Source organism: Nocardia farcinica (genome assembly GCF_029867845.1).
In the GTDB taxonomy this organism is placed as follows: domain Bacteria; phylum Actinomycetota; class Actinomycetes; order Mycobacteriales; family Mycobacteriaceae; genus Nocardia; species Nocardia farcinica_A.
This window is the reverse complement of record NZ_JARWRU010000508.1, coordinates 1-2,170: the sequence shown is the minus strand read 5'-3', so window position 1 is coordinate 2,170 and position 2,170 is coordinate 1. Positions and strand designations below refer to the sequence as shown.

At 73.5% G+C, this 2,170-nt stretch carries 1 protein-coding gene and 1 pseudogene; one reads left to right on the top strand and one right to left on the bottom strand.

Annotated elements, in window-relative coordinates; all coding sequences use genetic code 11:
- A partial coding sequence (locus QH283_RS11065) for an N-acetylmuramoyl-L-alanine amidase (RefSeq protein ID WP_280502928.1) occupies window positions 1-1,957 on the top strand: 1,957 nt, incomplete at its 5' end.
- Between the two features lie 68 nt (window positions 1,958-2,025).
- On the opposite strand, the pseudogene QH283_RS11060 reads toward QH283_RS11065, so the two are convergent.
- Window positions 2,026-2,170 (bottom strand): annotated as a pseudogene (locus QH283_RS11060) (HAD family hydrolase); the annotation flags it as partial.

Below are 2,170 nucleotides of genomic sequence, written 5' to 3'. Positions count from 1 at the left end.
CGACCTCGCCGCGGTGCCCGCACAACTGGCCGAGGTCGCCCTCGGCCAGGCCTCCGACATCACGCTGCCGCTGCGCGAGCTCACCGGACTCGACCTGCCCGAGCTACGCTTGTCGGACCTCCGCGAACTGGCGCTACCAGGCACTACCCCCGCCGAGACGACCCGGCCCGACGCCGCGAGCCCGGCCCCCGCGCCCGCGCCCGCCGCCATCGCCGCCCCCGGCGGACTGCCGGGCGACCTCACCCCCGACTCCCCCGCGCTGGCCCCCGGAGTGCTGCCGAGGGAACTGCTCGACCGGCTCGGCGCACAGGTCAAGGAACTGTCGCGGGACGAGCCGTTCAGCATGGTCGCGCTCACCGCGCCCGACCTGTCCGGCACGGTGGCGATGGTCCGCGCGCGCGAGTCCGACGGCACCTGGGGCGAGTGGTACCCGGCCGAACCGGTGGACTCCGGCCGCAGCGACACCGCCCCCGCGGGCGCCGTCGCCGGAACCGAGCCCGTCTATGTCGGCGAGACCGACGCGGTGCAGATCCTGGCCATCCGCAAACCAGAGGCTACGGATCGGCGAACATCAAACGGGGCAGCGCAATCCGATCCGGCTGCGCCCATCGCGCATCCCGAGTTCGACCCGGCCCAGGCCATCGACGACCTGACCGCCGTGCTCATCGATCCCGGCCGCGGCGCGCTGGACGCCGGCCTGCACGAGATCGCCGCGCCCCTGCCCGCGGGCGGGCCGAGCGTCATCACCCGAAGCCAGTGGGGCGCCGACGAATCCATCAACTGCATGACCCCCACCTACGACGACTTCCTCGGCGGGGTCACCGTGCACCACACCGCCGGGCGCAACGACTACACCCGCGCCGAGTCGGCGGGCATCGTGCGGGCCATCTACGCCTACCACTCGCAGACCCTGAACTGGTGCGACATCGGCTACAACGCGCTGGTCGACAAGTACGGGCAGATCTTCGAGGGCAGGCGCGGCGGCCTGGACCGGCCGGTGCAGGGCGCGCACGCGGGCGGCTTCAACGAGAACACCGCCGGCGTGGCGCTGATGGGCAATCACGAGACCGTGCCGCCCACCGAGGCCGCTGTCCAGGCGATCGGCAAGTTCATCGGCTGGCGCACCAGGATCGCCGGGCTCGATCCCAAGGGCTGGACCACCATGTGGTCCGAGGGCACCCAGTACACCCCGTACGCCCTCGGTGAACAGGTGGATCTGCCGATCGTGTTCGCCCACCGCGACGTCGGATACACCACCTGCCCCGGCGACGCCGCCTACTCGATGATGGACCGCATCCGCGACATCGCGGCGGGCACGCCAGGCGCGCAGACCCCCAAGCGCGCGGGCTCCGATCTGGCCGCGCTGGCCCAGCTCACCGCCCGGCTGCTGACCATGGTCGACGACAATCTGATCGCCGAGCACTACGCGGCCACCGGCGGGCCGGCGGGCCCGCTCGGCGAGGCCACCTCCGAACCGCTGCCAGCCGCCCAGGGCGGGCAGTACGCCACCTTCGTCAACGGCCGCGTCTACACCGCGGCCGACGGCACCGTGGTCGAGGTGGTCGGGAAGATCCTGGAGCGCTTCCTCGCCCTCGGCGCCGACGCGGGCATCCTCGGTCTGCCGCTGACCAGCGCCTACCCGGTCCCCGACGGCCTGCGCGCCGACTTCGAGCACGGCTCGCTCATCCTCGACGAGCTCACCGGCATCGTCACCACGGTCTGGAAGACCTACAACGACACCTACCGGGAGGAGATGAGCCGGTACGAGCAGGAGTTGGGCCTGCCGGACGTCTCCGTCCCCGGGACTCCCGGTGAATCCGCGCCACCCGCGGCGCCCGAGCCCGCACCCGAACCCGAACCCGCACCCGCGCCCGAGAGCGCACCCGAGACAGGGGCCGCGGGGGCGCAGGGGCCCCACCCGGAGGGCGCGCCCGTGTCCGTCCCCGCGTCCGCCTGACCGGGGCGGCCCGCGCGCACCGGGTCCACCTGCCTCCTCCGGCGCCCGCCCTCACTTCGGCACACGCCCTAGGCCCACCAGCGCTCGAGCACCCTGGCGACGCCGTGTTCGACATTGGTCGAGGTGACCTCGTCGGCGGCGGCGATGGCATCGGCGTGGGCGGTTGGCCGAGGCCCCCCCCGTACCGCGCCCGCCCCGCGGGGGGTGTGGGTG